General features: G+C 44.1%; 21 protein-coding genes. 14 read left to right on the top strand and 7 right to left on the bottom strand.

The features are described from left to right. Positions 1-173 precede the first annotated feature (173 nt). Positions 174-839 carry an RDD family protein gene (locus tag INP83_RS05345; RefSeq protein ID WP_219126590.1) on the top strand — a complete coding sequence of 222 codons (666 nt, stop codon included), beginning with the start codon at positions 174-176 and terminating at the stop codon, positions 837-839. A 152-nt stretch (positions 840-991) separates the two neighbouring features. Here the strand turns inward: INP83_RS05345 and INP83_RS05340 are convergent, their stop codons facing one another. Continuing rightward, positions 992-3,070 (bottom strand): TonB-dependent receptor, encoded by a 2,079-nt coding sequence (locus INP83_RS05340; protein WP_219126589.1) that lies wholly within the window; start codon positions 3,068-3,070, stop codon positions 992-994. Positions 3,071-3,140: 70 nt separating this feature from the next. Further along, a complete protein-coding gene (locus INP83_RS05335) occupies positions 3,141-4,454 on the bottom strand; it encodes a sorbosone dehydrogenase family protein (protein ID WP_219126588.1) in 1,314 nt (437 codons plus the stop codon). Between the two features lie 144 nt (positions 4,455-4,598). Here INP83_RS05335 and INP83_RS05330 point away from each other — a divergent pair, with 144 nt between their 5' ends. Both INP83_RS05330 and INP83_RS05325 read left to right on the top strand, forming a co-directional pair. Then, positions 4,599-6,545 carry a gliding motility-associated C-terminal domain-containing protein gene (locus INP83_RS05330; protein WP_219126587.1) on the top strand — a complete coding sequence of 649 codons (1,947 nt, stop codon included), beginning with the start codon at positions 4,599-4,601 and terminating at the stop codon, positions 6,543-6,545. A gap of 65 nt (positions 6,546-6,610) precedes the next feature. Continuing rightward, positions 6,611-8,557, top strand: coding sequence for a gliding motility-associated C-terminal domain-containing protein (locus INP83_RS05325; protein WP_219126586.1), 1,947 nt, complete (start codon positions 6,611-6,613; stop codon positions 8,555-8,557). 5 nt (positions 8,558-8,562) lie between these two features. Here the strand turns inward: INP83_RS05325 and INP83_RS05320 are convergent, their stop codons facing one another. Beyond that, positions 8,563-9,084: an NADPH-dependent FMN reductase gene (locus INP83_RS05320; RefSeq protein ID WP_146269160.1), complete on the bottom strand. Its 522-nt coding sequence runs from the start codon at positions 9,082-9,084 to the stop codon at positions 8,563-8,565. A 280-nt stretch (positions 9,085-9,364) separates the two neighbouring features. Between INP83_RS05320 and INP83_RS05315 the strand changes: the two genes are divergently transcribed. The 5 genes from INP83_RS05315 to lepB are packed head-to-tail and all read left to right on the top strand — an operon-like array spanning position 9,365 to position 13,715. Continuing rightward, positions 9,365-10,165: a ParA family protein gene (locus INP83_RS05315; protein WP_146269159.1), complete on the top strand. Its 801-nt coding sequence runs from the start codon at positions 9,365-9,367 to the stop codon at positions 10,163-10,165. An 8-nt stretch (positions 10,166-10,173) separates the two neighbouring features. Further along, positions 10,174-11,094: a ParB/RepB/Spo0J family partition protein gene (locus INP83_RS05310; RefSeq protein WP_146269158.1), complete on the top strand. Its 921-nt coding sequence runs from the start codon at positions 10,174-10,176 to the stop codon at positions 11,092-11,094. Positions 11,095-11,103: 9 nt separating this feature from the next. After that, the gene (locus INP83_RS05305) at positions 11,104-11,799 is read left to right on the top strand and encodes a DUF5683 domain-containing protein (protein ID WP_219126585.1); all 696 of its coding nucleotides are present in this window, start codon (positions 11,104-11,106) and stop codon (positions 11,797-11,799) included. Between the two features lie 12 nt (positions 11,800-11,811). After that, positions 11,812-12,561, top strand: coding sequence for a 4-hydroxy-tetrahydrodipicolinate reductase (dapB, locus tag INP83_RS05300; protein ID WP_219126584.1), 750 nt, complete (start codon positions 11,812-11,814; stop codon positions 12,559-12,561). 29 nt (positions 12,562-12,590) lie between these two features. Beyond that, positions 12,591-13,715, top strand: a complete 1,125-nt coding sequence (gene lepB / locus INP83_RS05295) for a signal peptidase I (protein ID WP_219126583.1) — start codon at positions 12,591-12,593, stop codon at positions 13,713-13,715. 95 nt (positions 13,716-13,810) lie between these two features. Here lepB and INP83_RS05290 read toward each other — a convergent pair whose 3' ends face one another. Beyond that, complete coding sequence (locus tag INP83_RS05290; RefSeq protein ID WP_219126582.1) at positions 13,811-14,437, bottom strand: LysE family translocator; 627 nt, start codon at positions 14,435-14,437, stop codon at positions 13,811-13,813. 702 nt (positions 14,438-15,139) lie between these two features. Between INP83_RS05290 and INP83_RS05285 the strand changes: the two genes are divergently transcribed. Further along, positions 15,140-16,129 carry an IS110 family transposase gene (locus INP83_RS05285; protein WP_219124727.1) on the top strand — a complete coding sequence of 330 codons (990 nt, stop codon included), beginning with the start codon at positions 15,140-15,142 and terminating at the stop codon, positions 16,127-16,129. 254 nt (positions 16,130-16,383) lie between these two features. Here INP83_RS05285 and INP83_RS05280 read toward each other — a convergent pair whose 3' ends face one another. Both INP83_RS05280 and INP83_RS05275 read right to left on the bottom strand, forming a co-directional pair. Then, positions 16,384-17,718, bottom strand: coding sequence for an efflux RND transporter periplasmic adaptor subunit (locus tag INP83_RS05280; RefSeq protein WP_219126581.1), 1,335 nt, complete (start codon positions 17,716-17,718; stop codon positions 16,384-16,386). 21 nt (positions 17,719-17,739) lie between these two features. Further along, on the bottom strand, positions 17,740-19,185 hold the full coding sequence (locus tag INP83_RS05275) for a TolC family protein (protein WP_219126580.1): 1,446 nt from the start codon (positions 19,183-19,185) through the stop codon (positions 17,740-17,742). Positions 19,186-19,277: 92 nt separating this feature from the next. On the opposite strand from INP83_RS05275, the gene INP83_RS05270 reads away from it, so the two are divergent. The 3 genes from INP83_RS05270 to INP83_RS05260 all read left to right on the top strand — a co-directional run bounded on the left by INP83_RS05270 (position 19,278) and on the right by INP83_RS05260 (position 22,081). After that, on the top strand, positions 19,278-19,910 hold the full coding sequence (locus tag INP83_RS05270; protein WP_219126579.1) for a polysaccharide deacetylase family protein: 633 nt from the start codon (positions 19,278-19,280) through the stop codon (positions 19,908-19,910). Between the two features lie 121 nt (positions 19,911-20,031). Next, positions 20,032-21,123: a serine hydrolase gene (locus INP83_RS05265; protein WP_219126578.1), complete on the top strand. Its 1,092-nt coding sequence runs from the start codon at positions 20,032-20,034 to the stop codon at positions 21,121-21,123. 154 nt (positions 21,124-21,277) lie between these two features. Beyond that, a complete protein-coding gene (locus tag INP83_RS05260; RefSeq protein WP_219126577.1) occupies positions 21,278-22,081 on the top strand; it encodes an alpha/beta hydrolase in 804 nt (267 codons plus the stop codon). 18 nt (positions 22,082-22,099) lie between these two features. Here INP83_RS05260 and INP83_RS05255 read toward each other — a convergent pair whose 3' ends face one another. Then, positions 22,100-22,561, bottom strand: a complete 462-nt coding sequence (locus tag INP83_RS05255) for an acetyltransferase (RefSeq protein ID WP_219126576.1) — start codon at positions 22,559-22,561, stop codon at positions 22,100-22,102. A 171-nt stretch (positions 22,562-22,732) separates the two neighbouring features. On the opposite strand from INP83_RS05255, the gene INP83_RS05250 reads away from it, so the two are divergent. Both INP83_RS05250 and INP83_RS05245 read left to right on the top strand, forming a co-directional pair. After that, positions 22,733-25,246 carry a PIG-L family deacetylase gene (locus INP83_RS05250; RefSeq protein WP_219126575.1) on the top strand — a complete coding sequence of 838 codons (2,514 nt, stop codon included), beginning with the start codon at positions 22,733-22,735 and terminating at the stop codon, positions 25,244-25,246. Positions 25,247-25,311: 65 nt separating this feature from the next. Beyond that, positions 25,312-25,512: a hypothetical protein gene (locus INP83_RS05245; RefSeq protein WP_219126574.1), complete on the top strand. Its 201-nt coding sequence runs from the start codon at positions 25,312-25,314 to the stop codon at positions 25,510-25,512. The last annotated feature ends 34 nt before the right edge of the window (positions 25,513-25,546 follow it).

Genomic DNA, 25,546 nt, shown 5'->3' with positions numbered 1-25,546 from the left:
CGCTGGACCACCCTCTCTTCGCTGCGCGAAAAGAGGGTGAAATACTAAATCACTTACCCTCATTACGCTTGCGTGGATGGGGTCGACGAGCCGCCGCATGGCGGAGATGTCGGGGTGAGTAAACTATGCGCGCGATTATCAATCGGCCCTCTTTTTAATTACTTTTACATCCAATGCAAGCCGGCAATTCTTTTCCTGATCCGTCAGTAGCTGATAATTACATACTGGTTATAGATGGTAAACCGCAAGGTCCGTTTACCATTGCCGAATTACGCCAACATAATATCAAGCCAGGCGATTTTGTAAAAACCGATGCAATGATCGATTATAAAGAGGCGCACGAGATCCCGGCTTTAAGAGAACTGTTAGGTTTTCAACGCCGCCCTTTAACCATGCAATACTTCGGCAGCTTTGATCAACGCGCCATTGCAGCGGTTGTGGATTGGCTGCTAGTGTTTGCCGTTTTTGTGCTTGCAGCTTTTGTAGTGATGCTGATGCTCTACATCTTTATCCCGGGTGAGGATAATAAGATGCTGCGTATGGGTATTATTATGGGTATCGTATCACTAACACCTGTTGCTAAATTCTTTTACAACGTTAAGTTGGAGAGTGGCCCAAAGCAGGGGACTATAGGCAAACAGCTCTTACGAATCCGAGTGTGCGATGTTTATGGCGACAGGCTTACCACCTCAAAAGCCCTTACCCGTAATGCAGCCAAGATTATTTCTACCGCTATATTTTTCATCGGTTATCTGTTGTGTTTCTTTAATGCCAAACAACAGTGCCTGCACGATATGATAGCAGATACGCTAACCATAAGAGATAGGCTGGACGAGTAGACACCTATCCCCTAAAAGGAGAGCAGAGATATTTTTCAAGTTATCATTGCGAGCGTAGCGTGGCATCTCCTCGCATGCATGTCAAACGCGATGAGATTGCCGCATCATCCCTATAGCCATCGTGACTTCTCGCAATGACAGGGTTTGAATACTTACAAACTTACACTCACCCCAAAAAAGTAATTACGCAATGGTGCAGGGTTAAAGTAGCGGTTACCAACAGCGTTAAGATCATTACCCAGGCTGTAGCGCTGGTTTAGAAGATTATCGGCGCCTGCGTAAAGCTCAAGTTTGGTCTTATTGCTCACTTTTGTTTGCCACGATGCTTTGGCTTGCAGCAGGTGATATTTTGCGGCATAAACCGTATTAGCATCGTTAAGTGGTATGGAGGAGGTATAATTATGCTGCACAAAAGCAGATAAACCTAAAGGCATATTGAGCAACAAGGACGAAACGATCACCTCGAGTGGTACGCCCGTTAAACGGTTGCCCGAATAACTGGATCCTGCCACATTATAATCCCTGAATTTAAAGCGGCTGATAGATACACCTGTATTAAACTGCAGGCCGCGTACAAATTGATCAATGTTGCGTTTGATGAGCCAATCCGTAAAAGCCAGTTCAAAGCCGGGCTGGTTAGTGCCGCCAGCATTAAGATAATACTCCGTTTCATTTGGATTTAACTGCCGCACAATAGAACCATTGAGACGATAGTAAAACACGGAAGCATCTAACAGCATGCTTTCATCGCTGTTACGCAATCTGAAGCCGGTCTCATAATTCCAGCCTATCTGTGCTTGCAAAGCGGTATTGATGATATTATCGGTGGGGCGTACCTCGGCCGTGGTTGGTGTGGAGTAACCCCTGCTTACCGATGCACGCCAGATAAAATCGGTTGTGACCTGGTATGATAACGCCAGTCGCGGCATCAGCACGGCATCAAAGTTACGGGTGTTTGTAGTGCTCTCATTAAGCGGCTGCAGGTTACGGAATTTATAGCCGTAATAGTTTAAGCTTACTGCGGCTTCGGCATGCAGGCGTTTAAAAATATCTGCGGCAAAGCGCGTAAAAAAGAAATGCTGGCCGGTGTTGATGCGGTCTATCTTCTGGACGTTCCCTTTCTCTCCGCCATTGTTATCATAGTTACTGATGAGCGAGTTGGTTTGCTGCCACTCAGTACCCAGGTTCAGTTTCCAGTCAAAGTTTTCTTTGGGGATAGCTGCAAGGGTAAAATAGCTTCGTAATCCGTAGGTATTCTCATCGCGCTGCTCGTAATTGGTGATGAAAGGATTGACAAAATCAACATGGCTGCCATAAACTGCCAAAACGTTGCTTATGCGATCACTCAAACGGGCATCATTAACAAGGCCACCCAAAAACATTTTAGTATCAATGCCTATCTTTTGCTGAATTGCGCCGGGCAACGTAGCCGTAGGCAACCTGGCCAAGCGTGGGTCTGCCTGCATCTGGGCAAGAGTTAAGCCGCCGGGCGTCTGGTAGTTAAGATCGGAATATAAGGCTATGGCCCTCAGCTCGCTATTTTCCGCATATTTGTAAGTGTCACCAGCTTGCAGGTACAAACGGTGCATACGGCTGTTTTGCCTGTAACCGTCATAAGTTTGGTAAGATTGATTTAGGCTGAACCTGTTATTGCCGCTTTGCTTTTGAAGCGATATTTTTTGGTGGAATAAGCCATACGAGCCACCGTTGATACCCGCATTTAAATAGGTGCCATCAACTTTACTTACCGGACTCAGCAAAACCACACCGCCTGAGTTGGCGCCAAATAAACTACCATCCGGCCCTTTCAAAATCTCTATGTGCCGTATGTTGCCTATATCAATTGCGTTGAGGTAAGTATTGCCACCTGCATCGGTTAGCGGTATCTCATCAAAATAGATCTTTACATCACGCACCCCAAAAGGCGAGCGCAGCAAACTACCGCGGATACTTAGGCGATAACTCCCCGGCGAGCGCTCCTCTGCACGCACCCCGGGTACGGTGTTTAATGCAGTAACAAATGAGTTATCGGGCTGTAACCTTAATTGTGCTGCCCCAAGCACGCTTATAGATGCCGGTACACTGATAGCCGGTTGCTCCGTTAAATAAGCACGAACGGTAACGGGGGTCAATTGCCTCAGCGTATCGGTTTGCTTGGCTTTGCCATTTTGCGCTTGTGCAGCAATGCAAAAGGAAAAGCAGAAAATAGTGCCGAGGTAAAAGTTCTTCATGTTGGACGCTAAGCTAACAAAATAGCCCCTCAGATATGCAGGGGCTACGTTAAAGCTTTTCTAATTTTTTTTATTTCGATTTGCTTACACGCCAAACCTTATTACTGGCATCATCTGCTACCAGTAGCGATCCGTCTTTAGTAACAGCCACGCCGACCGGGCGGCCATAAACCTCATTTTTATCGGCATTAGCTACAAAACCCGTCAGGAAGTCTTCCGGCTTGCCGCTTATTTTCCCGTTAGCAAATGGAACAAACAATACTTTATAGCCCGATAGCACCGAACGGTTCCAGGAACCATGCTGGCCAATAAAGGCACCATCTTTATACTTAGCCGGGAATTGCGCCGCATTATAAAATACTAATCCTAATGATGCGGTATGTGACCCTAATGACAGGTCGGGAACGATGGTTTTCTTTACCATATCCGGGCGTTTAACCTCCGGGCGAGGGTCTTCGTGCTGGCCGAAGTAAGCCCATGGCCAGCCGTAGAAGCCACCCTCTTTAACGCTGGTAAAATAATCGGGCACCAGTTCGTCGCCCAGGTTATCGCGCTCGTTCACTACAGTGTAAAGTGTTCCGCTTCCGGGCTGTATATCCATACCAGCAGGGTTACGCAAACCGCTTGCATACACGCGCTCGCCGCTGCCATCCGGGTTTATCTCTAAAATATTTGCCCGGCGTTTTTCCACATCCATACCGTGCTCGGCTATATTGGTACCTGATCCTACGGCAATGAAAATTTTGTTGCCATCCGCGTTAGCGCGCAGGTTGCGTGTCCAGTGGTTGTTGTACCCACCCGCAGGCAACGCTAATATCATTTTACCGGGCGTAGTCATCTTATCCTGCCCCGGTTTATAATCATACTTCCAAAGTCCATCGGTATTGGCTACGTAAAATGCGTTGCCAATTACCAGCATGCCATAAGGCTGATTGAGGTTTGAAAGAAAAACCTGCCTGAAATCGATTTTACCGTCACCATCCGTATCGCGCAGTAAAGTGATACGGTTGGCGCTCTTACCTAAGTTTTGTGATTGGGCAACGCCTAAAACTTTTGCGCCTAATTTTTTAACGCCCCGCGCTTCAGTGTTGGCTTCAGAAATAAAAATATCACCGTTAGGGGCTACATAAATATTGCGTGGATTCTTTAAGGTATCGGCAAACAAGCTTACCGTGAAACCTGCAGGTGCTACAGGCATTTTACCGGCAGGCCAGCCAATTACCTTGCAATAATTTTTTACCGCTTTGGTCTCATATGGCGCAGGCAATTTAACCTCCTGCTGTGTGGTGGCAACACTATCCGCCTTTGCCGGGTCGGGCTTTTTTTGCTCACAGGCAGTAAGTAATAAAACAAAAGCGGCTGCAAGGGTAAAATGGTTGTTCATGGTAGACTTTTAGTTAAATAAATAACTTACAGATTAACACTTTGTTTGCCGCTTAGCTTTAATGAGTAATTGATTGCCGGTGAGCAGTTTGCGAATGCGGTATTGTAAAGCTATATTTGATTAAACCCTGCCCGGGTTGCACCAATGCGAACCTTTTACAAACTGACGCTAATAGCGTTAACTACTGTATTTACTTTTAAAGTAAAAGCACAGGTGAGCCTTGGCAACCCCGTGGTGCAGGAAGATTTTGGGCATGGTACAAATTATTCTCCTGTTGGTCAGCCCCTACCGGCGGGCCGCACCGATATGATATCGGCCAGCATTGTCGGCAGATGCCCGGCAAACGGCGCCTATTTAATATTGAACAGTTCTTCCAATTGCTTCGGCGACACTTTTAAGACCATTAATTTTGACCACACCGATACCAACCCCTACGGTTACCTGATGATGGTGAACGGCGACGATAAACCTGTTGTTTACTATCGCAGGCGTATAGAAGCCGCCAAATTTTGTGCAGGTGCCCAATACCGATTCTCGGTATTTATTGAAAATATCAACATCGGCATGCCTAAGCCTGCAGGTTATGTTGATCCCCACACACGTTTGGTGGCCAGATCTGCAACATCCGGTGTACTTCTGCTAAACCGAGCTACCGAAGCCATAACTTCAGACACTTTTACAGAATATTATGGTGATTTTTCGGCCCCGGCAGACGGCAGCGATGTGATAGTAACACTGGAGAACAACAGCCTTACAGGCACATCAGGCAATGATTTTGCGATGGATGATATATCCGTTAAACCAATAGGCCCGCAAATTGATGCAGGCGAAGGCAGCCCAACCGGCCCACAAAGCTTACAGCTCTGTTTAAATGCCGGTCCGCAAACGTACGTTTTAAAAGCTTTTGCGCACAACGTGGTAACGCCCCAGTATCAATGGCAGTTTAATTTTAACAAGCAAGGCTGGATAAATATGCCGGGTAAAACTAATGCAACCTTAGACCTGGTTACAGAATTTCAAAACCCGCCGGTTGGTAAGTATCAATTTAGGGCGGGTGTACTTAGCGCACCGGGCGGTTCGCTTAATTGCCAAACGTTTTCGCTGCCTATAACGGTTGATGTGGTGAAAAATCCGACATTCAGTTTACCACCGGTGAGTACCTTTTGCGAAGGTGATATCTTATCAATTCCCGCACAAGGCGGCTCTGACTATTACTGGACCTTGCCTGATGGATCACATTCTACGCAATCCAGGCTGGATGTTGCCCTTAGTGCCGACAAAAGCTATGAGGGGCTTTACACCGTTACCATCACGCAAAACGGGTGCTCGATAACTTCATCGACACAGGTAAAGGTATTTCCGGCGCTTAACCCTGTGGTAGAGAATACAGTACCGATTATTTGCAGGGGAGAAAGTGTGCAACTAAAGGTTACCGGCGGCACGATTTTTAAGTGGACACCATCAACAGGGTTAGATAAGGATAATGTAGCAAACCCCACTGCCAGCCCCAAGGTTACCACAGAATATATTGTAGCTATAAGTAACGGTGGGTGTGTAAAGGAACGTAGCGCTAAAGTAACTGTGCTGGATCCACCATTGGTAAATGCCGGGCCGGATCTAAGTATGGAAGAAGGCCAACCGATCAAATTACAAGGCTCTGCAAACGGCAGTGAGATAACCTACTACTGGACCCCGGCAGATGATATCAGCAATCCCACTTCGCTAACGCCAACTGTTAATCCTACAGAAGACTTAACCTACACCCTACATGTAAAATCGCAGCAATGCGGCGAAGTTACGGACATTGTGAATGTGAAAGTATTTAAAAAGCTCCTGATCCCTAACAGCTTTTCACCAAATGGCGATGGCGTAAACGACCTTTGGCGAATTGAAAAACTTTACACCTATCCGGAAAGTGTGCTAAGCGTTTACACCCGCAACGGACAGGAGGTTTTCAGGACGGTAGGAGACGCCAAGCAATGGGACGGAACGCTTGGCAACAAGCAACTGCCAGCCGGCACTTACTATTACGTTATCGATAGAAAGAACAACCTTTCAAAACTATCAGGATGGGTATTGCTGATCAGATAATAATCAGTTTATATTTCATAACTCTTTTGTAAACGTATAATTTAGACGCATCTGCAGAATTTATAATGCAATTAAGTTTCAGGCTCCTTTTTCTATTACTGATTTTATTTTGCAACAATCTATCGGCCCAGGTTTGTACCGGGAGTTTAGGCGATCCTGTTTTTAAATTCGACTTTGGCTCTGGTGACACGCCAAAATTTCCTGTAACCGGTTATATCTACAAGGCGGGTTCTTGTCCTGAGGATGGGCAATATTCCATATCAAAAACCGAAACGGGTTGTCATGATGCAACGTGGCACCGGGTTCTTAGCGATCATACAGGCAATAATGGTTACATGATGGTTGTAAACGCTGACGCAGTTGCTGATAAGGTTTTCTTTACAAAAAACACAAATATTGATGGTACCGATGTAGGGGCATTGTGTGAGAAAACTGGTTACGAGTTTTCGGCCTATATCTTAAACTTGATGAAACCGAACCAGCCGGGAATTATAAGCCCGCGTGTAACATTTATTATCACCGATCTGGACGGAAAAATAATCACGCAATCTTCTCCAATAACCATTCCCGAAACAAGCGACGATAACGGGTGGGAGAAATACGGCGTGTTTTTTGAAACGCCGGCACATACTACGTCAGTGATTGTTAAAATGGTGAATAATGCCCCCGGCGGCAATGGTAACGACTTGCTTCTGGATGATATAAGCTTTAGGCCATGTATATCAAATACAATACAAGCAGGTTTTTTAAACCAGCCAACTGGCACCATTAAAAATCAATGTGTGGGAGATAAGGGAGATTACGCTATTACAGCGACGCCCCCAGCCGGGTATGACATGGTTTGGCAGGAAAACAAAAATGAGGCCGGCTGGATTGATCTTGATGCTGAAAAATCCACATTATTATTACGGTCTTTTCCACCGGGTTATCCGATTGGCACTTATCGATATAGATTAGGTATTGCACATGAAGGAAACCTGGCGAGCCTTAATTGCAGAATATACTCTAATCCTGTCAGCATTGTTATAAATGATTATCCGCACCCACTGGATATATTGCCAAAAAAAGTGTGCGAGGGCGAAAGGTTAATCTTATCAGCTACCGGCGGGGCTAATTATAAATGGACCGGCCCAAACCTGCCTGCAGCGGGCGTAATTGCCAACCCGCTGGTAGTAGATAATGTTATTCTTTCAAATGCCGGTGAGTACCATGTTGAAGTTATCTCTGAAACTGGTTGTTCAACGCCAAAATCTGTACAGGTAACCGTGATACCAAGGCCGGTGATCTCATCAATAGCGGCCGATGCACTGATATGTGAAGGTGGAGCCAGCTCATTGAAAGCTACAACAAGCGGAGCAAACACCTATAGTTGGTATCCTGCAGACGGCATGTCTGATGCCGCATCATCCCACCCCGCGGCTTCACCTACAAAGACAACTACTTACAAACTTACCGCCTTTAATGCCGATGGATGCTCCGTGACCGACTCTATAACCATTGTAGTGAACAAGCCGCCGGTAGTTAGTGCCGGCAATGCAAAGGCTATTTTTGAAGGGCAATCAACAACCTTAAATGGCAGCGTAACCGGCGATTTCACAGGCTTTAGCTGGAGCCCCACAACAGCCATGAGCAATCCTAATACACTTACGCCCATTGTAAACCCTACTGATGATATTATCTACACCTTAACGGTAACTTCACCTATCTGTGAACCGGTTATCAAGTCAGTATTTGTAAGGGTGTATAAGAAGATCATTATCCCAAATTCATTTTCGCCTAATAACGATGGGGTGAACGATCTTTGGAACATAGAAGCTTTATTCACTTATGCCCAAAGCACAACGGCAGTTTACAACCGCAACAGGCAGCAGGTGTTTTTTAGTCGCGGTTATACCACGCCCTGGAATGGTAAGCTAAACGGCGACAATCTGCCTTCCGGCACATATTATTACGTTATTAACTTAAACAACGGTACAAAACCACTGTCAGGTTGGGTGCTAATTATACGATGATAAACTTAAAACCTGATGAATTTATCTATTTGTTCGTTGGTGTACTTACGCGTATCTTCTTTGTAGAGGTTACCATCGGCATCCATTTCAGTACGGATGGATGGGATGTGCAATTTCAGCGGCATCACATGCAGGTTTAAATAATGGCAAACGCCGGTAAAATGATCAATACCGCGGATGTTGCCATACTTGCCGGATGAAAGGCCCACCAACGCCGCCTTTTTATCGTAAAAGCTTTCCGGAAAACTGCAGGCATCAATAAAAACCTTAAGCACACCCGGGAAACTGCCGTTATACTCGGGTATGATGAACAGGAACTTTTCAGTAGCGGTAACCATTTCCTGTATGGGCGTAAAGACCTCGCTGCGTTTGCCGTAAAGGTCTGTCTCTATTAAACTGCCGGGAAGTTCTAACAATGAGAACAGCTTGGCATCCATTCCTTTTTCTGCAAGCTGCCGCTGGTAATATTGCGCCAGTTTAAGGGTAGAACTTCCGGGGCGGTTGGTAGATGCTATGATTGTTATCATTTTTTAGAGAGTAGAGATTTGTGATTGGAGATTAGTTTCTATTGCGATTGGAACGTTCATAGATTGCTGTAAATAAATCACATGCGACCCTAATCTCTATTCTCTAATCACTAATCTTCCAAACCCAATTATGTTTGTAAGTTGGCAAAACTGTTAATTTCTCAATTGTTTTAATCCGTATCTTTAGCAGCGGATAAAAAACAGTACAAACATAGAAATTTATGTGCCTGTTTTTCGTTGATAAAAAACCGCAGTTTATATAATTTTTTGGAGATAAAGAATGAGTAAAATTATTGCATTAGCCAACCAGAAAGGTGGCGTTGGAAAAACTACGTCTTCTATCAATCTTGCAGCAAGCCTGGCCGTATTGGAGTTTAAAACCCTTTTGGTTGATGCCGACCCGCAAGCCAACTCAACTTCTGGTATTGGTTTCGATCCTCGCAATATTAAGAACAGTATATATGAATGTATCATCAATGAGATCGATCCGCATGATGCTATTCAGAAAACAGATACACCTAATCTCGACCTCTTGCCTGCCCACATTGACCTGGTAGGTGCCGAGATAGAGATGATAAACATGGAAAGCCGCGAGTACAAAATGAAAGCGGTTTTAGACAGCGTGCGTGATGAATATGATTTTATCATCATTGACTGTTCTCCATCTCTGGGTTTGATCACCATTAACGCGCTAACAGCGGCAGATTCAGTTATTATTCCTGTACAGTGCGAATACTTTGCATTAGAGGGATTGGGTAAGCTGTTAAATACTATTAAAATTGTACAGTCGCGCTTAAATACGCAACTGGCGGTTGAAGGTATTTTGTTAACCATGTACGATGTAAGGCTTCGCCTGTCAAACCAGGTGGTAGATGAGGTACGCACCCATTTTGAGGATATGGTATTTGATACCATTATACAGCGTAATACCCGCTTAAGCGAAGCGCCAAGTTTTGGCGTATCGGTAATTATGCACGATGCCAATTGTAAGGGTGCTGTAAACTACCTTAACCTTGCCCGCGAGATCATCCGCAAGAACGGCTTGGTTAAAGACGAAGAACTGGCCACCGTAACCGCTTAATTTAATTTATGAGTACAGAGAAAAGAAACGCTTTGGGTAAAGGCCTTAGTGCTTTGTTGAATGATACCCCGAGCGTACTTCCTAATAAAAATAACGAAGCACGGCAGGCCGTTCCGCGCCCGGTATCTGAGGTGGATAGCCTTGGCTCCATTAACGAAATAAAGATCAGCGAGATCGAGGTCAATCCTTTTCAGCCTCGTACCGAGTTTGACGAGCAGGCCCTTGCCGATCTATCAGCGTCAATAAAATTGCAAGGACTGATACAGCCCATTACCGTACGTAAAGTTAGCGCACATGCTTATCAGTTAATATCAGGCGAGCGCAGGTTGCGTGCATCGAAACTGGCCGGCCTTACGCAAATACCAGCGTACGTACGCACTGCCAACGACCAGCAGATGCTGGAGATGGCTTTGATAGAAAACATACAGCGCGAGAACCTGAATGCCATTGAGGTTGCCCTAAGTTTTCAGCGGATGATAGACGAATGTAGCCTTAAACAGGAAGAGCTTGGCGACCGTGTAAGTAAAAACCGCTCTACTGTAACCAACTACCTGCGTTTGTTAAAGTTACCGCCAAGCATACAGGCTTCGCTGCGCGATAATGAGATAAGTATGGGCCACGCCAAAGCGCTTTTAGCCGTTGAAGACCCTGCTGCGCAATTGTATATCCATCAGCAGATCATCAAGAATGAACTTTCTGTACGTAAAGCGGAAGAACTGGTTAGGGAAATACAAAAAGCACCCACCAAAAAAGAAGGTAAACAGCCTGAAGACCTGCCTTATCAACTTAGAAAGATACAGGATGACCTAGCATCAAAGTTTAGCACCAAGGTGCGCTTAAAAGTTAATAGCCAGGGCAATGGATCAATAGAAATACCGTTCTTATCCGAAGACGATCTGGGCCGTATATTGGAAATGCTGGATTGGTAAACCACTATCATGATCAAAAAACTTTTAGCTACCTTGTTTCTTGTAGGATTTGTAACCCTTGCTATGGCCCAAACGGCCGATACATTGGCTGCAAAAGCAAAGGCAGATACCCTGCCTAAAGCCAACCCTAAACAGGAAGTTTTTAAGCCCAAAATTAAAAAAGAGCCAACGTATCACCCTGATAGCACGCATAGCCCAAGCCTTGCCGTTAGGCGATCTTTGATAATACCCGGCTGGGGACAGCTATATAATAAAAAAGGTGTCTGGTGGAAAGTTCCGGCTATTTATGCCGGTTTAGGTGCATTAGGTTATTCAATAGTTGATAGCTATAAAAATTACAAACTGTTTCTGGCGCTTACGCGCATTAAAAATACAGGCGGTATACCACAACCCGGCGATCTGTATTATGCAGATTACATAAAATATCAGCGCGAAGTTGCGCTTTATGCCAACGCAAACTCCACCCAATTGCAAGAGGCATCAAGTAACTACCAGCGTAACTTCCAGATCAGTATCCTTAGCGTTTTAGTGGTATGGGGTGTGCAGGCTGTTGAGGCCTATATCGAGGCCAAATTTATAAACGCCTATACGGTTGATGATAACCTGTCATTCAAAATTAGCCCTGCCTTTATTAATCAGCCCATGTATGCGGCAACCTCAATGAGTTCTTATATTCCCGGATTAAAAATTACATTTGCGCTATAAACACTTACACAAATGAAGATAGCACTGTTAGGCTATGGCAAAATGGGCAAAATGATTGAGCAGATAGCCCTTAGCCGCCGGCACGAGATAGTCCTGAAGATAGACAAAGATAACATCAACGAATTAACTGCCGAAAATCTTCAAAAGGCTGATGTAGCTATCGAATTCAGTACACCATCAACAGTGTTAAATAATATTGAATTGTGTTTTAGTGCAGGCGTGCCCATAGTTGTTGGCACTACTGGCTGGCATAACGAAATGGAGAAGATTAAAGAGCAGTGTGAGTTTAACAAGGCATCGCTTATATACGGCACCAATTTCAGCGTAGGTGTAAACATCTTCTTCCACGTAAATAAGATGCTGGCGCGTATCATGAACAATTACCCTTATTACGAGGTACAGGTTGAAGAGATACACCATACGCAAAAGCTTGATTCGCCAAGTGGCACCGCCATTACCATTGCCGAAGGTATTATAGACAACCTTGAAAGCAAACAAAACTGGAAAAATGTACTGGTAGGCGATGATCACCCTAATACTGAAGTAACGCCGGCTAACGAGGTTTTGATAGAATCGTTACGTATTGAGAGCGTGCCCGGTACACATACCGTTATTTACGATTCGGAGGTTGATACCATTGAATTTAAGCACACGGCACACAACCGCAACGGTTTTGCCTTGGGTGCAGTGTTAGCTGCCGAGTGGATACAGGATAAAAAGGGCTTTCACTCTATTGAAGAAATGTTTGATTTTAATAAGTAGTAATTAACTTGCTGCGAAAAATATAAGTAATGAACTGGAAATTTTGGAGAAAGAAACAAGAACACGCTAAAAAGAAAAGCGCCACCCGCGAGTGGACCGAGGCCATCATTTTTGCGGTTGTTGCTGCTACTTTGATACGTACGCTTTTTATAGAGGCTTACACCATACCTACCCCATCAATGGAACGCTCGCTTTTAGTTGGCGATTTTCTGTTTGTAAGCAAGGTTAATTACGGTGCACGCACACCCATGACGCCTATTGCATTCCCTTTTGCACACCATACCATGCCTATCATCGGCACAAAAGCTTACTGGGATGGCGTTAAGTTGCCATACTATCGTTTGCCGGGCTTGGGTGAGGTAAAAAAAGGCGACGTGGTTGTGTTTAACTATCCGATGGAGGCTGATTCGCCGTACTTTAGGCCGGTTGATAAACGAGAAAATTACATTAAACGCTGCCAGGGCGCTCCCGGCGATACGCTCAGGTTAATAAACGCACAGGTGTATGTAAATGGTAAAGCTGCGCCTAACCCTCCGGGCGAGCAAACCGACTACACCATTAAAACAACCGGTATGGAAATCAACCCGGATGTTTTGGCCGACCTTGGTGTATCTAATTATGAAGGCGCCCCGCCAACCATGACCAAGGCCACTGCCGAGGAAGTTAAGCGTATTAATAACGTACAGGCTGTAACGCCTAACGTTAAACAACCGGGTATTGCAGATCCTTTTAACCCTGTTTTCCCGGCTGCTTATCCTAAATACAAACTTAATCCTAAAAATAAGGGTTATGACTGGAACGTTGACAATTACGGCCCTATCATCATCCCTAAAAAGGGCTGGACAGTTAAGCTGGATAGCCTTACACTGCCGCTTTACGGCCGTGCCATTGAGGTTTACGAAGGCAATAAATTGAAGATAGAGAACGGTAAGATATTTATCAATGATAAGGAAACTACCGCCTATACCTTTAAAATGAATTATTACTGGATGATGGGTGATAACCGCCACGACTCATTAGACTCGCGTTACTGGGGCTTTGTTCCCGAGGACCATATTGTTGGTAAGGCGCTGTTTGTATGGATGAGTTGGGATGATAATGCTTCCTTCTTCCACAAGATACGCTGGAGCCGCTTGTTTATGGGCATCCACTAAAACCTTAAGCCTCGCTAAAAGCGGGGCTTTTTTATTGAATTTATAATAGTTTAAGCAGATTGTTAAATTCGGACTACCGGGCGCCAAAGCCCTAATTAATGATGCTTGAAGAACGCCAGGTAGATCTGTTTGAAGATATGATACGCCGCAAAGGAGAAAAATAAAATGGCGATCCCGGTATCTATCAAACGGTTACTTAATTCAAATTTCTTCTTAATGTAGCCTGCAAACTTGGCATACAAAAACAACGCAATAAATGCCCCGCATGCCGAACCAATGCTGAAAATAACCAATGGCAGTTTCTGATCTAATATCCACTCGTGGGTAATAAGGTATGTGCCTGTCACCATCCAGAAAGGTATCTGCATAGGATTAAGAAAGCCCAAAAGGATACCGTATTTGATAGCCGCATGATCAGAATATGTGGTTTGCGGTGGCTTGTTGCGAGCGCGCCAGGCGACTATCCCTAAAACGGTGAACAACACCACCATCACCCAATCTATTATGGTATCTAAACGCACCTGCTCTGCCAGCCACTTGGCCCCAAGCATCACAAAAAAAGTAAAGAAAAATTCAACGCAGGAGAAAGCAATGATAAACTGAAGCGCCTGTTTCATTCCACGGTTAATGGTGATCTGGGCGAGGGTAAGATTTATGTTTCCGGGGGGTATGTACCCTATAAAATTGGCAATAATGCCAATGAAAAAGGTCAGGAATATCATTGGCGTAAAGATATGTTTAATAGTTAAATTAAAAGCTTTTTCATGTTAACGAATTAATTGGTGGGTTGTTAGTCGGGGGCGTTGACATTCTGCTCATTGCCGCAGGGGCTACTTCTTTTGTCTTGATACAAAAGAAGCAAAAGATCAAGTCAGCAAAGAGACTTCTTGCGCACAAGCCATTGCCCTGCAAGCGGGCAGAACCACGGGCTGCAAAATCTTGCCGCCACTTCGTTCGCTAATGGCCATCTCTTCTGGCAAGTATTGCTATGCCCTTGCCAACGCACAAGGCCGCTATTGTTCTGCCCGCTTTCGGCGGAAGCTTTTTTGCTGACAAGGAGAAAAAAAAGTAAGAAAGTAGAATATAAATATCGTAACGAACCTAACGCAACCGAACCTATGCGGCCTTCGCAAAAGGCGGTAAGCACAGGCATTGCTTTAGCAGAAACTTTAAAGCATTTTGCGGCAGCCGCGAGTTTTCTTTTTGGTACTTTTTCCCTTAGACTTGTTTATTATTCATAAATAGTAACCAGAGCAGCAGGATGTTCTTATGTGACTTTTTAAGGCGTGCATGCCTATCAAAAGATTGAAGACCCTGCTGCTTACTGAACACATTTTCAAATAGAAATTGAGGTGTGATTACCTATTATCAGGGAATTGAAATACGTTCAGTACCGGTTACAGATGATTATCAAAAATAAAGTTATGAACTATTTTGCAGGAATTGATGTATCCAAGGCCACATTAGATGTGACGTTGTTGAGTTCAGAGGGATGTAAGTTGTACAGTAAATTCAGTAACAACACCAAAGGTTATAAGCAACTGCTGAAGTGGGTAAACCTGGAAAAGATGTTGCCCGAACAAACGCTTTTTTGTATGGAGAACACTGGTTTGTACAGCCGTCCGCTGATGATTTACCTGTTTGGCCTCGGTTACAAGGTCTGGGTTGTGATGCCCGTTGAGATAAAGCGGTCGATCGGCCTGCAAAGAGGCAAGAACGATAAAGTAGATTCAGTACGTATTGCTTCTTATGCAGCTAAACACCATAGCGAAGCGGACACCGAACAACCATCAGAGATGATCTATAAGTTGAAAGACTGGCTCTCATTCAGGGACCGGCTTATTAAGCAAAAGCAACAATTGCAACAGCCGGTAAATGAGTTTGCGGATATGGGACTTACTGCACAGGCGAAAGAAATGAAACGCGTTCTGCAACCGGCTATCAACAGCATCGATACAAGCATCCGAAAAGCAGAGGCGATCATAAGAAAACTGATCAGCATTCAGGGTGATATGAAGCGAGTGTATGACCTGATGTTATCTGTACCCGGTGTAGGTGCAATAACAGCTTGGTATTTACTCGCCTATAGTAACGGAATGAGGAATTTTACCAACGCTAAACAACTGGCCTGTTATTGCGGTGTGGCCCCGTTTGAACATTCTTCGGGCACTTCAGTGAAAGCAAGGACAAGGGTCAGCATGATGGCTAACAAACAACTAAAATCATTATTGCATCTGGGAGCATTGACCATAGTTAAAAACAAAAATTGCGAAATGTACCAATACTATCAAAGGAAAGTGAAAGAAGGAAAAAACAAAATGAGCGTCATCAATGCACTGCGGAATAAAATATTACAGCGTATTGTTTCTGTGATAAATAAAGATCTACCATACAGCTCGAAAATTGCTGCATAAGAATTTGTTTTTATCATAGAAATCTTTTGCGGAAAAAAGAAAAAGTACATCCACTAACGATCATAAAGCTACTACCATTCCTAACGAAGTACTACCTACGAGATTATTGATGATTTTATTTTAAGTTATTGTATCAATGAGCTCCCTAAGGTCGGTTGTCCGCGCTATCGCTCGTAATAACATGGTGGGGAAACATACAAAAAAAGGACAAAGTCTTTTATCCTTTGTCCTTACATCCGTAATCTCTTAAAGACTTATTTCTTCGTGTCCGTAAACAGTTTTGATTTATCAACTTTTTCTACCTGCATACCATCGTTTAGCGTTTTGGAAATAGCTGCAAACGGCGCTGATACAACTTCTTCGCCGCCTTTAAGGCCGGAGAGTATCTGTATGTAAGTATCGTCCTGTATGCCGGTCTTTACTTCAACCTGTTTCACTTTAGTGCCTTGCAAAACAAATACGTATTCTTTGGCCGGTGCTTCAGAAGCTTTCTTTTTGTCGTCGTCGCCCTCTTTAGCAGGAGCTTTGTCTTTGTTTTTATCCTCGCGGGTGGTTACCGACTGTATTGGTACTGATAAGGCCTTTACATGATTGGTATTGATATCAACAGTAGCAGTCAATCCGGGGCGGAAGGGTGAATGGTTCTCGGCGTTCTTTCTTAAGATATCCATGTAAGATTGCGCTGTGATCCTAACCTTCACCGTAAAATTGGTCACCTGGTCGGCATTAGTGCCTACAACGTTTGCAGAACTACCAATTTCTATCACCTCACCCTCAAATTTTTTACCCTGGAAAGCGTCAACCTCAATTTGGGCCTTGTTACCTACGCTGATGCGGTTGATGTCGTTCTCGTTCACATCAACGTTAACATCCATTTTGGTAAGGTCAGATATGGTCATGATCTCGGTACCGGCAAACTGTTGGGTACCTAATACGCGCTCGCCTTTCTCGATAGAAAGCTTTGAGACCACACCATCAACCGGTGCATAGATAGTGGTCTTTGCCAGGTTATCTGATGCTTCCTTAACAGATGCCTGTGATTGCTCTAAACCAAATTTCGACCCGATAACATTTTGTCGTGCTGCCTCAAGCGCTGCTTTTGCACTTTCATAATCAGCCTTGATTTTATCAAATTCGGCTATGGTCAACACTTTCTTATCAAAAAGTTCCTTGCTGCGTTTATAGGTTGATTGTTGATTTGCAAAAGACGCTTCAGATTGCTTAAGCATTTGTGCTGAGTTACCAACGCTGGCCTTTTGCGTATTATAAGATGCAACGGCACGCTCGTAACCCGATTTTAAAATATCCGGGCGGATACGGCACAGCAGCTGGCCCTTCTTAACCACATCACCTTCCTTGATAGGCAGTTCTACCACCTCACCCGATACTTCGGGACTAATTTTTACAGCAATATGCGGTTTTATCTTACCACTGGCAGATACCGTTTCATTAATATCGCGACTTTCGGCCTTTTCAACGGCAACCTGGGTAAGCTGTGGTTTACCGATAATGCCGGCAGCCTTTAGCACAATTAGCAGTACAACCAAGCCGCCAACGCCGAACAGAATATATTTAGTAGTTTTTCCCATGATGGTATTAGGGTTATGAGATTATAGAGTTATAGGGTTTCCGAGATAGTAGTCAATTACTTTATTCCTGAATACCAATTCGTACTGCGCGTTGATCATATCAAACTGCGATTTATTTAAATTGGTAAGCGATGTATTATAATCAAGCGAGTTAACCAGGCCAACGTTGTAGCGCTGCTGTATCACGTTAAAGGCTTCTTTATTAGCTGTATAAGTTTGCATAGTGCTTTGGTATTTTTTATTTGCTGCCTGCACATCCCAAACTGCCTGGTAAATTATCTTACTTAAGTTATTGCGGGCCAATTGCACGCCAACAATGGCATTCTCGTTAGTGATCTTTGCCTTTCTGACTGAAGTACGCGCTGTAAATCGGTTAAAGATGGGTATCTGCAAGCTTAACCCAACCGATTGGTTAAAGTTATCACCAAATTGCTTAAAGAACCTGTAGTTTGAATATACAGGGTTAAGGCCTTGTATGGTTACCGGGTTAGCGGTATTGCCACCAACAAAGCCAACAGTATCTGCCCGGCCGTTAGGTACCACGCCCGATACCAGTTTCCGCGCATCAGAATAGTTAGAACCTACCTGGCCAAAAAGCACAATGCTTGGGTAATAATTTCCGCGTGCTACTTTAATGTCCTGGGCGGTGGCTTTTTGGCGGGCTTCGGCAAGGCCTACATCGGGGTTAACAGCCAGTGCTGTTTTCAACACCTCTTCGGCATTAAACGAAGTTGCCAACTGGCGAAACTTGCTGATATCCGGTTTCTCAAAGCTTATAGGTGTTGCCGGCGGCATCTCCATATATTGCTTAAGCGTAAGTATAGATAGCTCCAGTTGGTTCTCAGCCGTAGTATAATTCAGGTCGGCGGTTGATTGCTGGGCTTTGGCCTGTGCCAGGTCGGCCAGGGTTTGGTTGCCCACGTCAAAGTTCTTTTGCGCGCGGTCTACCGTAATTTTGGCCACATCTATCTGCTGCTGTGCAGCGGTTACTAAATCCTGGTTGGTTAATATCTGCAGGTATTGCGTTACAACGTTCAGAATAAGGTCGTTCTTAATTTTTGTAGTGTTGCTGCGGTCTACATTAAGCAATAACTTGTTTTCGATGATCTGGTTGCGTAACTGCCCGCCCTGAAAAAGCGTCACCTGCGAGGTTATGTTTCCGCTTAATGCGAAAATACGCTGGTTAATGAACTGGTTGGTAGAAGGGTCGATATTACGGCCAAAGTTGAATGATGCCTGCGGGCCCGCGGTTAAGTTTGGAAGCAGGTTATATTTTGATTGCTTTAAATTCTCCTCAGATAATGCCTCGCTAAATTGCGCCTGTTTTATATTTAGGTTACGCTCAAGGGCAAGGTCAATAGCGTGCTGCAGGGTTATAACTTCCTGCGCCTTGGCCGTATAATTAAAGCCACACAATGCAATAAGGCAAGCAATGGTTACTTTTGTGACTTGTAAGTTTAGTTTCATATTAATTGTGTACAATTGTAAAGTAACTGATAATTACCTTGCGAGCCATGCATTAATTTGTATTAAGCTAAGCAGCTAACTTTGTCTCAAGAATGTACCTGGTAAAGACCCCCTGGTGGTTAAAAAAACTTTATCCGCAGCTGATATGGAATGCCGAACCGGGTACCCGTTCTATTTTTTTGACTTTTGACGACGGCCCTATACCCATTGTTACACCTTTCGTTTTAAATATTTTAAAAAAGTATGATGCAAAGGCTACTTTCTTTTGCATTGGCGATAACGTACGCAAACATCCTGACATTTATAAAGAGGTAAAAAAAGCAGGGCATTCTATCGGTAATCATACCTATAATCATTTACGCGGCTGGGACACCCATGACCAGGTTTACCTGGAGAATTACCTTAAGGCTGCGGAGTTGATGGATACCGCCCTGTTTCGCCCGCCTTACGGCCGTATCAAGCGGTCGCAGGTAAAACTTTTGCAACAGGCAAGGCCGGACATTAAGATCATCATGTGGGATGTGCTTAGCGGCGACTTTGACATCGGCTTAAAAAAACATGAGGCGTTGGACAATGTGCTCAAAAACACCGGCGACGGTTCAATAGTGCTCTTTCACGATAGTATTAAGGCTTACCTTAAAATGGAGTACACCCTGCCAAAGGTATTGGAGCATTTTAGCGAACAAGGCTATACTTTTAAGGCCTTGGATAGTGCCTCAATTTGACTTAACTTTTCCGCGAAGGATCAAGTATTCGATTAAAATATCTTTCAGTAATATGCTGGCTATATTTAAAATATCTTACGTGCGCTTTTTGATTTATTACTGAAATTAGACCTCTCCAAAAATGAAACGAATTGTATATCTGATATTGATTATTTTTTCGCTCATTACAAATTGCGCCAGCGCCCAATTTAAACATCTTAACCAGATACTCGATTCATGCGTCCGACATAGAAACTTTAACGGTGCAGTGTTGATTGCCAAAAAAGGCATTCCGGTATACGTTAAATACGCTGGCATAGCAAACCGTCATTACGATATCCCGTTTTCATCCAAAATACGGTTTCAGATCTTCTCTGTCACTAAAACTTTTACTGCCGTACTCATTCTTCAATTATATGAACAAGGTAGGCTCAGTCTTGATTCTACCATATCGGCTTACTATCCTGAATATAAAGGTGAGGCTGCTCATAAGGTTACCATCCGCAATCTGCTTACCTACAGCAGTGGTCGCTATCTAAAGGAGATGGATCCGAAATATATTCCCGAAGCTTATGATCAGAATCTTTGGCCTGTGGATACCTTTATTAACCGCTACTGCTCAGAAAAGCTGATCGATACTCCAGGTACCAAATTCAACTACAGCAACGGCGACTATATTATCTTAGGGCGCATTATCGAAAAATTATATAATAAATCTTTTAAAAAAGTACTAAGCCAGCAGATTTTACAACCGCTGCACATGGATAACTCCGGTTATTACGGGCACGAGGATATCATCCCCAATTTGGCTGAAGGCTACTACCATAATGGAGATGATGTAAATGCTATCATCATGCCAACAAACCACTATATTGATAATCATTTCTCAGCAGGTGCCATGTATTCAACACCACAAGATCTGCTTAAATTTGATAAGGGCATTTTCGATTATCATCTATTAAAAAAACAAACTGTTGATCTGATGATGACAGCTTACCCTAAGTTGGGCGATGTTGCATTTGGAGTATGGATATATCCTCGTAGAATAGGCAAATTTAACACCATCTTTATGGAGCGGCAGGGCGGTGGATACGGTAACGAATCTAACTGGGTGCATCTTACGGACAGAGATATCACTTTAATTTTGTTAAGCAATACAGACACCGCAATACTTAACCAAATGCGTTTAGATATTCTGAATGCTTACTTAACTGATACGGTTATTAAACGCTGACGAGGCTGGGGTATAAACGGCTTAAACGACACCCATAGTACAAAAAATTTTGATGCTGCCGGAGTAGTCAAGATCATCATCGTCAAAACAAGTGAATACAAACTGAGTTGCTACCAGGCTTTGCAATAGCCGGATTTATGCCTAATTTAATGGCATGCTAAAACTTCGCCTTAAGCTTTTGACGCTTGCACTGCTTACCGCTTCCTCTGTGAGCATTGCACAGGATACCGCCAGGATCGTAACAGAGAATATCCATATCCCGCAACTAAACCGCGACCGCAGCCTGCGTATCTATCTGCCGGCAGGCTACGCTTCGTCAAAACAAAAATATCCAGTGATATACATGCACGATGGGCAGAACCTTTTCAGCGGTACAAAAGACCCTGCATTTAGCTGGTATATCGATTCGTTATTAAAAACCTATCCTGCAAAAAAACAAGTGATAGTTGTAGGCATTAATAACGGGCCTAACCGCATTATGGAATATAATGCATGGGATAGCAAGTATGGCAAACAGGAGGGTGTTGCATACACAGATTTTATTGTAAAAACCCTTAAGCCGCATATAGACAGCACTTACCGAACATTACAGGATGCGAAGCACACGGTTATAGCTGGCAGCTCGATGGGTGCCTTGATATCCATGTATGCAGCGGTTAAATATCCGCAGTTATTTGGTACGGCTGGGGTATTTTCTCCATCATTCTGGATAGCACCTGATATGTATAAAATGGTATCAACAGAGAAACCGGTTACCAAAAATCGTTTTTTCCTGGCCTGCGGCGATCAGGAAGGCGACGAGACAACCTATGTGGCGCGGATGGACAGCCTGTTATCGGCTAAGGAATTTGATCGTGGTCATGTGCCTGCACCTTTGATCGTGAAAAATGCTAAACATAATGAAGCCCAATGGCGTAAAGCCTTTGCAGTGTTCTACGCCTGGTGGATAAAGCAGTAAGGTATAACGTTATTTAGCCTACGGCTGAGGATAATCTGATAGTTCGTAATTTAATTCCATATTTAAAATAGGATATGGTTTGCCTGCTCCGTCAATTTCGCTGCGCCCAATTACCCTGAAACCCAAACGTTCATAAAAGCCCAGCGCCTGCTGGTTCTGTTCGTTAACATCAACCTTGATGATATTCAGCTGTACAATTGCATGATCTATCAGTAGTTTTCCTATACCTTTTCCCCTTGCATCCGGGTGCACAAATAAAGCCTGTATCATTTCCTCACCTATGGCTATAAAACCGTTAATACCATTATCATCGGCGGCACAGTAAACCTTGAGTAAGGGCAGGTAGGTAGCAACCAGCGGCCGATAAAATTCGACATCTCCTTCAGCAAGAAAATGGTGAGTTGCCCTTACCGATGCTTCCCAAAGATCAAGCAACAGCGGGTATTCACTAATTTGTGGTTGGCGGATGGTAGTCTGCATACGCTAAAGATAAAAAATTAACCTTAGGTATAGCTTCTTAATTTATAAACTACCGTTCACGGTGTTCACGAGTGTTCATGGCGTGAACGTGAACACCGCGCACCGTTACCAAAGCATCGTTTTACAATTAACTTATATATATCACGCTATCTTTCAGATATATTTGCGGGCATGAAACGCCTATTGCCGTTAACGTTTACCCTTTTGATAGTTTGCTCAAGGGCCTTCTCCCAAACCGCACCGCCATCTGATATCGGTTCTATCAAACAAAATCTTAAAAAGCTTAACGTACTGGGTAGCGTACTGTATATAGCCGCCCACCCGGATGACGAGAATACACGATTATTGGGTTACCTGGCTCAGGAGAAACATTACCGCACCGGTTACCTGTCCCTTACCCGCGGTGACGGTGGCCAAAATCTAATAGGAACAGAACAAGGCGAACTGCTGGGCTTGATACGTACTCAGGAACTACTTGCTGCCCGCCGTGTAGATGGCGCAGAGCAGTTTTTTAGCCGCGCTAACGACTTCGGATTTTCTAAAAATCCCGAAGAAACTTTAAAATTTTGGGACAAGGATAAAGTGCTGGGTGATATGGTATGGGTGATACGCAACTTTAGGCCCGATGTGATGATATGCCGTTTCCCTACAACAGGTGAGGGAGGCCACGGCAACCATACGGCTTCAGCTATATTAGCACAGGAGGCATTCAGTGCCGCCGCCGACCCAAAGCGCTACCCGGAGCAATTAAAATATGTTGGCGTTTGGCAGGCAAAACGTTTGTTATGGAATACGTTTAGTTTTGGCAGCGTAAACACCACATCGCCAGATCAGTTTAAGATAAACGTAGGTGGTTACAACCCCGTATTAGGCAAAAGCTATGGCGAAATAGCTGCTGAAAGCCGCAGTAACCACAAAACCCAGGGCTTTGGCTCGGCACGCCAGCGGGGTGATGCCTTTGAATATTTTAAAACCATTTTAGGCGATGCCCCTAAAACCGACCTGATGGATGGCGTGGATGTAAGCTGGAACAGGATCCCGTTCGGCGCAGCCATCGCAACTAAATTGGCGGCTATCAACAAAGCATTTAACAGCGATGCACCGCAGGCTTCAGTAAAATCGTTGGTAGACCTGTTGGGTGATATTGACCAAACCGTAGCTACCAACAAAGCTTTCCAAACTGTAAGGTTAACCGAAGTAGCCAACTCAAGCTACGATTACTGGCACAAACAAAAAACAAAAGAGCTTAAAGACCTGATAGCGCAGTGTGCTGGTTTGTGGTTTGAGGCGTACGCTAAAGAGCCCGTTTATGCGGTAGGAGATAAAATCGATGTTCAACTACAGGCGATAAACAACGGGGAAATACCAATCAAACTTTTTGGCTTTGAAAATTCGGACACATTTATTGGTCATGCAGATAGTACCTTGAAAAAAGGCGAGCTAAAGAATTGGGGTTATACCTTACCCGCTGAAAGGGTCTCACAGCCTTATTGGCTGGAGTCGCCACGCAGTTTAGGCAGCTATGCTATAAATGATGACAAAAAGGTTGGTAACCCGGAGAACCCGGATGCCCCGGCCATTTGGTTTAGCTTCAATATCTACGGCAAAACGCTCCGTTATAAACGTGTTATCGATTATAAGTACGTTGATCCAGCTCGCGGTGAGATCTATCAGCCATTAGAAATAACTCCTCCGGTAACGGCCAACATTGCCGAAAAGGTTTACATTTTTAACAGCACGCAACCACAAACAGTTCAGCTTAAATTAAAGAGCTTTACCAACGTTAGTGGCAGCATTAACTTAAAGCCGGTCAACGGCTGGAAGATCAGCCCGGCGAAGATCGATTTTAGCAACAAGCAAAAAGGTGATGAATGGGCTGCGGCGTTTAGCATTGCACCTAATGACACTAAAACCAGCACGGCGCAATTACAGGCAGAAGTGATTGCGAATGGTAAAACTTCCTCGCAAAGCATTTTAGATATTCGGTATAACCATATCCCTGCTATCACAATTTTTCCGCCGGCAGAGGCAAAATTGGTGAGCATCGACCTGAAAACAGCTGGCAAAAAAATAGGCTACATTCCCGGCGCCGGCGACCTGATCCCAGAGTCGTTACGTGAAGTTGGCTATGATATGCACATTTTAAACGAAAATGAAATTGCTAACAGCGACCTGTCAGCATATGATGCCATTGTACTTGGCGTGAGGGCATTTAATGTTAACCAACGTATTGCATACCAGCAGCCGCGATTAATGGAATATGTAAAAAATGGTGGTAATGTAGTGGTGCAATACAACGTAAATAATGGCTTGGTCACCCGCGATATAGGGCCTTATCCGTTCAATATCGTAAACCAGCGCGTTACCGAGGAAGATGCGAAAGTAACACTTACCGATCAGCAGAACCCGGCGTTAAATTATCCAAACAAAATAACAGATGCCGACTTTAACGGATGGATACAAGAGCGAGGCCTTTATTTTGCTGACAATATCGACAGTAAATATGCTACCCCGTTGCAAATGAACGATACCGGGATGGCACCCAACAAAGGTTCCCTTCTTGTAACAAATTATGGCAAAGGGCGTTTTGTGTATACATCGCTGGCTTTCTTTAGAGAATTGCCTGCAGGTGTACCCGGCGCTTACCGCTTATTTATAAATTTATTGAGTAAGCCTAAAAACTGATAATTGCATTAGGCAGCAATTGGTTATTAATTTAAATTTGCAACGCATTATATAATTAACATACTATGTCACATCATCATCACCCACATCACGAAGAAGAAAAAAGCTACGATTATATCTATTACCTTGTAGCATTGGTATGTGGCTTATTTGTAGGCGCTGTTATTGAAAGAGGCTTTATCTGGATACCTGTTGGTGGTGTTTTAGGCTTACTAACTGCAGCTATTTTCCTTAAATTTTTAGTGAAAGGCCGTGAAGAGGTCTAACGAAACAGACCTTCCTTCATTCATAAAAAACTGG

Origin of the sequence: Mucilaginibacter sp. 21P, assembly GCF_019331605.1 — a bacterium.
Taxonomy (GTDB): Bacteria; Bacteroidota; Bacteroidia; order Sphingobacteriales; family Sphingobacteriaceae; genus Mucilaginibacter; species Mucilaginibacter achroorhodeus.
This window is presented reverse-complemented; position numbering and strand designations above follow the sequence as displayed.